Below are 5,605 nucleotides of genomic sequence, written 5' to 3'. Positions count from 1 at the left end.
CTCGACGAAAGCTCCAAGCGCCGCCGCGTCGGGCTGCTGTCGCAGGCCGAGGCCGACCAGGCGCAGCCGCTTTTGTCGCCACTCTACTACATCAGGCGGGCGCTGCAGCCCTTCGCCGATCTGGTCGAACCCTCCAGCGCCGACCTCGCCGACGCCATCCCGCAGATCCTCGACCAGAAGCCCGCGATGATTGTCATGGCCGATATCGGCACCATTCCCGGACAGGTCCGGCAGAGACTTGTCGATTGGGTCGACAATGGCGGCACGCTGGTGCGTTTCGCCGGTTCGCGGCTGGCCACGGCGGGCGATGACGACGATTTGCTGCCGGTCCGCCTGCGCACCGGCGAGCGTTCGCTCGGCGGCGCGCTGTCATGGACGTCGCCGCAGCCTGTCACCGAATTCCCCAAGGCCGGCCCGTTCGCCGATCTGGCGCCGCCGGCCGAGGTCACTGTCAGCAGACAGGTGCTGGCCGAGCCGACACCCGATATCGTCGAGCGCACCTGGGCGGCCCTTGCCGACGGCACGCCGCTGGTCACCGGATTGAAGAAAGGCAAGGGCACGCTGGTGCTGTTCCACGTCACCCCTGAAGCAACCTGGTCGAACCTGCCGATCTCCGGCAGCTTCGTCGAGATGCTGCGCCGCATCGTGCAGCTGTCGCGCAACCAGGGCGCGGCCATCGCCAATGCCGAAGCCGCCGCGGCGTCGCTGGCGCCCTATCGCATGATTGCAGCCGACGGCTCGCTGGTGCCGCCGACACCGGATGCACGGCCGCTTGTACCGGGCGCCGGCGCGCTGCCGGTGACTTTTGAAAACCCGCCCGGCCTCTATGGTTCCGAGACGGGTGTGTTTGCCCATAATCTGCTTGAAGCCGACAGCACGCTGGCCCCGCTGGCGCGCCCGCAAATCACTGTTCCCGTCACCTCGATCCAGTATGCCTTTGACGAATCGCGCAATTTGAAGGGCGCGCTGGTCGCGGCCGCCCTGGTGCTGATGCTGCTCGATACGCTGGCGGTATTCTGGATGGGCGGCCTGTTCTCACGCCGACCGCGCCGCGCCGGTGCCATGGCAACCACCGCCGCGGTCCTGATTGCGCTGGGTAGCTTGTTCGGTCATGCCGACCTTGCCCGCGCCGACGACGCCAAGCCGGGTGACGAAATTGCCATCGAGGCGATTTCGAAGACCCGCATCGCCTATGTGCTGACCGGTGTGCCGGGCGACGATTCGATCAGCCGTGCCGGGCTCGAGGGCCTGACCCGCTTCCTGGTCGAAAAGACGGCCCTTGAACCGGGCGCACCAGCCGGTGTCGACATTTCGAAGGACGAGCTGTCGTTCTATCCTTTGATCTACTGGCCGATCGATCCGGCCGCCCCGATGCCGAGCCAGGCCGCCATCGCCCGCATCGACGCCTATATGCAGCAGGGCGGCACGGTGCTGTTCGACACCCGCGACCAGTTCGCCAACGGCATCGGCGCCGATTCGACCAGCCCGGCGACGGAGCGGCTGCGCGACATCCTCGGCAACCTCAACGTGCCGCCGCTGGAGCCGGTGCCGTCCGACCACGTGCTGACCAAATCCTTCTTCATCCTGCCCGAATTCCCCGGCCGCTTCGCCGGCAGCCCACTGTGGGTCGAGGCGTCGCTCGACGCCAGCAATGCCGAGAACCGGCCGGTGCGCACCGGCGACGGCGTCTCGCCTATCATGATCACCGCCAATGATTTTGCCGGCGCCTGGGCGGTCGACGAGAATGGCGATCCGCTGCTGCCGACCGTACCGGCGGACCCGATGCAGCGCGTCTACGCGCTGCGCGCCGGCGTCAACATCATGATGTACATGCTGACCGGCAACTACAAATCCGACCAGGTGCACGTGCCCATACTGCTCGAACGGCTGGGGCAGTAAGATGAGTTTGTTTGGTTCCCTCCGGTCGCGGATAAACCCTCCCCAAAAAGAGGAGGGTAAGGGATGAACTGGTCGATTTCCTTCGAACCGCTGATCTCCTGGCCCCTGTTGGCCTTGGCGCTGGTGCCGCTGGCGCTGCTGGCGCTTGTCGGCCTGTGGTTTCGCCAGCGCGGCTCGGTCTTCCGCTTCATCGCCCTTTTGGCGCTCGCCGCCGCTTTGTTCAACCCGGTGTTCCTCAACGAGGAGCGCGAGCCGCTGAAAAGCGTTGTCGCCCTCGTCGTCGACCGCAGCCAGAGCCAGGATATCGGCGATCGCACCAAGCAGACCGACGAGGCGCTGGCCGGGCTGCAGCAGCGGCTTGGCCGCTTCAAGCAGTTCGACGTGCGCGTCGTCGAGGCCGGCAAATCCGAGGCCGCCGAAGAGCGCACCGAGACACGGCTGTTCGGCGCGCTTGAAGGCGCCTTCCGCGACGTGCCGCCGTCACGCATCGGCGGCGCGATCATGATCACCGATGGCGAGGTCCATGACGCGCCGCCGGGCGCGCCAGATTTCAACGCCCCGCTGCATGCGCTGATCACCGGCAACGACCACGAAAAGGACCGCCGCATCCGCTTCGAGAACGCGCCGCGCTTCGGCCTTGTTGGCAAGCCGCTCGACATGACCTACCGCGTCATCTCGACCGAAAACGAGACTGGCCCGGTCGATGTGCGCGTCTCGGTCAATGGCGAGCAGGTCGCCGTCGAGCACGCCACCGTTGGCCAGGCCATGCCGCTGCAGGTCACCATTCCGGGCGCCGGCCGCAACATCGTCGAACTCGCCATCGATCGCGAGCCAGGCGAACTGACCGACACCAACAACCGCGCCATCGCACTGATCGACGGCATTCGCGAGAACCTGCGTGTGCTGCTCGTCTCCGGCGAGCCGCATGCCGGCGAGCGCACCTGGCGCAACCTGCTGAAATCCGACGCCTCGGTCGATCTTGTCCATTTCACCATCCTGCGGCCGCCGGAAAAGCAGGACGGCACGCCGATCAACGAATTGTCGCTTATCGCCTTCCCGACCCGCGAACTGTTCGTCGAGAAGATCAAGGATTTCGACCTCATCATCTTCGACCGCTACCAGCACCGCGACGTGCTGCCGATCCTCTATTACGACTACATCTCCGAATATGTCGAAAAGGGCGGCGCGCTGCTGATCGCGGCCGGCCCCGAATATGCCGGCGAAAGCTCGATCGCGCGCACGCCGCTGATGGCCGCCCTGCCGGCGATGCCGACCGGCGAAGTTGTCGACAAGGCCTTCTATCCGCGCCTCACCGAACTCGGCCAGCGCCACCCGGTGACGCGTGGGCTCGATGGCTCGGCCACCGAGCCGCCGCACTGGAGCCGCTGGTTCCGCACCATAGGCGTGCAGAACCCGGAAGGCGAAGTGGTCATGAAGGGCGCCGACAACCGGCCGCTGCTGCTGCTCGACCGCAAGGGAGAAGGCCGCGTCGGCATGCTGCTGTCCGATCAGGGCTGGCTGTGGGCGCGCGGCTTCGAGGGCGGCGGCCCGCATGTCCAGCTTTATCGGCGCATCGCGCACTGGCTGATGAAGGAGCCGGAGCTCGAGGAGGAGCGGCTGACCGCCGATGGTCGTGGCATGGTGCTGGAAATCCGCCGCCAGACGATGGCCGACGATCCCGGCGCCGCGCAGATCATCACTCCGTCCGGCAAAACCTTGACGGTCAAGCTCGACAAAGCCGAGCCCGGGGTCTTCCTCGGCAGCGTCGAGACCAGCGAGATCGGGCTCTACCAGGTCGCCAATGGCGACCTCACCGCGCTCGCCCATGTCGGGCCGGTCAACGCACCGGAATTCGCCGACGTCATTTCCACCGAAAACCGGCTGAAGGCGCCGGCGGAAGCCACCGGCGGCAGCGTGCGCCGGCTGGCGTCTTCCACAGGCCTTGGCAGCGACGTGACGCTGCCTTCCATCGTGCCGGTGCGCTCGGCTGGTGCCGCATCCGGCAGCGACTGGATCGGCCTGCGCACGACAGACGACAGCGTGCTCAAAGCCGTCTCGCGCGTGCCGCTGTTCGGCGGCTTCCTCGGCCTCGGCCTGCTGCTTCTGGCAATGGGTTCGATGTGGTACCGCGAGGGACGGTAGCGCGGCGCTCTTTTCCCTTCTCCCTTGTTGTGGGAGAAGGGAAAGCCCCCTGCTCTACTCCTCCGGCTCCGTCGTGAACATCAGCGGATAGCCCTTGGCCTTGCCGGCATCGGTGGCGCGCGTCGCCTTGGTCTCGGCGACATCCTTGGTGAACACGGCGACGACGCAGACGCCACGCCGATGCGCAGTGATCATCACCCGGTGCGCTTGGTCTTCGCTGAGTTTGAACTCGCCCTTCAGCACCGTCACCACGAATTCGCGCGGCGTGAAATCGTCGTTGATGAGGATGACCTTGTAGAGTTTTGGCCGTTCGACTTGCGGCTTGATCTGGGTACGCGGTTTTGTGGTAATTTCAGGCATCGGAACCGACAGTTTTGCGTAAGCGATGTGACCGCCATTCTGGCACCGGTGAAAACGGTCGTCCATTTTGATCGACGCGCGAAACCGGTGTCCGCCGACGCGGCCATTCATAATCATGTGGGAAAGTGTCGGTTGCCGTTCAACGGCCTTGGCGGCCGAACATGCGACGGCCGGGAATCTGCCGCACGGCCGCAGCGGGCGGTATATCGGACCGAAAACGGTTTCCGCCGGCATCCGCCCGGCGTTCCAGCCAGGTCGCGATCAGCCACGCGGCGACGCAGATCAACGTCGCGCCGGTCAGCACGACCAGCAGCCAGGTCTGTGCCGGCGTTATGTAGTCCCAGTTGGTGGAAATCGCCGGAGCGAACAGCGAAGGCTCGGTGCGTCCGCTGGCCGGATCGGGGACCGGGCTGGCGGTGAACAGGATAAGCACTCTGGCGAGGCCGGTGGCAACCAGACCGCCGATCACCATCGAGCGCAAAATGGACGAAAGCCGCTTCTTCATGCGGATTGTCCTACACGGCCGGCGTTGCAAACGGGTTAAGTGTCAGTCGAGGCGGAAGCTGCCGGTGCCAGACTTCGCCAAAGATCAGTTGAACCCATCGACCGCTGCATCGCCAATGTCAGGGCTTCAGCGGCTCGGACAGGAAGAAGGCCGCTCCAACCGAAACCAGCTGGAGCGGCCTTGGTCAACAGGCCGGCATTTTATGCCGGACCTTATCAGGTCTTCGGGGCGTCCTTCTTGACGGCCTTCTCAGCAGCCTTCTTGTGCTTCTTGACGGTCTTCTTGACGACCTTCTTCGGAGCAGCCTTGGCCGGAGCGGCAGTCGCCGGAGCGGTGGTCGTCGAAGCAGCCGGAGCAGCGGTCGTGGTGGCGGCGGCGTTGCCGAGAGCCGGCATCGCGAAAGCGAGAGCGACGGCGAGACCGGTTGCGGAGAGGATGGACTTTTTCATGGCTTCGTTTCCTTTTTATGCGGGTCAAGTTTCGGAGCGTTACTGAACCGGGTCGTTCGGCGTCACTCCAAGCAGCTTCAAAGCATTGGCGAGCATCCGGATGCCCTGTGCCTGTTTCTTGGCGGCGCAGTACCGGTTGCCCTTTCTCTGAAGTGCCTTTGCCGCGGTGACCTGCGTTGCCGTGGCATGGGTTTCGAGGGCTTCATCAAATTGGTGGCTGAGATTGGCGCACCGTTCGCTCCGGGTTGTG

The 5,605-nt window shown here is 65.2% G+C and carries 6 protein-coding genes; 2 read left to right on the top strand and 4 right to left on the bottom strand.

Annotation, left to right across the window (positions count from 1 at the left end; all coding sequences use genetic code 11):
- Window positions 1–1,899, top strand: a 1,899-nt coding sequence (locus tag EN879_RS22630; protein WP_127274256.1) for a DUF4159 domain-containing protein, incomplete at its 5' end; no start/stop codon positions are given.
- Window positions 1,900–1,962: 63 nt separating this feature from the next.
- Window positions 1,963–4,041 (top strand): hypothetical protein, encoded by a 2,079-nt coding sequence (locus EN879_RS22625; protein WP_063168851.1) that lies wholly within the window; start codon window positions 1,963–1,965, stop codon window positions 4,039–4,041.
- A 54-nt stretch (window positions 4,042–4,095) separates the two neighbouring features.
- On the opposite strand, the gene clpS is transcribed toward EN879_RS22625, so the two are convergent.
- The 4 genes from clpS to EN879_RS22605 all read right to left on the bottom strand — a co-directional run.
- Window positions 4,096–4,401: an ATP-dependent Clp protease adapter ClpS gene (clpS, locus tag EN879_RS22620; protein ID WP_013529964.1), complete on the bottom strand. Its 306-nt coding sequence runs from the start codon at window positions 4,399–4,401 to the stop codon at window positions 4,096–4,098.
- 139 nt (window positions 4,402–4,540) lie between these two features.
- Complete coding sequence (locus tag EN879_RS22615) at window positions 4,541–4,906, bottom strand: hypothetical protein (RefSeq protein WP_063168852.1); 366 nt, start codon at window positions 4,904–4,906, stop codon at window positions 4,541–4,543.
- Between the two features lie 215 nt (window positions 4,907–5,121).
- Window positions 5,122–5,355 (bottom strand): hypothetical protein, encoded by a 234-nt coding sequence (locus EN879_RS22610; protein ID WP_013529962.1) that lies wholly within the window; start codon window positions 5,353–5,355, stop codon window positions 5,122–5,124.
- 39 nt (window positions 5,356–5,394) lie between these two features.
- Window positions 5,395–5,605: hypothetical protein (locus EN879_RS22605; protein WP_127274255.1), on the bottom strand; the 211-nt coding region annotated here is incomplete at its 5' end.

The organism is Mesorhizobium sp. M7A.F.Ca.AU.002.02.1.1, assembly GCF_003998535.1.
In the GTDB taxonomy this organism is placed as follows: Bacteria; Pseudomonadota; Alphaproteobacteria; order Rhizobiales; family Rhizobiaceae; genus Mesorhizobium; species Mesorhizobium ciceri.
Note: the sequence above shows the minus strand (reverse complement) of the source record. Positions and strands in the feature narration are given on the sequence as shown.

Coding starts and splice junctions, on each gene's coding strand:
- EN879_RS22625 (WP_063168851.1), top strand. CDS start 1,963: ATGAACTGGTCGATTTCCTTCGAACCGCTGATCTCCTGGCCCCTGTTG.
- clpS (WP_013529964.1), bottom strand. CDS start 4,401: ATGCCTGAAATTACCACAAAACCGCGTACCCAGATCAAGCCGCAAGTC.
- EN879_RS22615 (WP_063168852.1), bottom strand. CDS start 4,906: ATGAAGAAGCGGCTTTCGTCCATTTTGCGCTCGATGGTGATCGGCGGT.
- EN879_RS22610 (WP_013529962.1), bottom strand. CDS start 5,355: ATGAAAAAGTCCATCCTCTCCGCAACCGGTCTCGCCGTCGCTCTCGCT.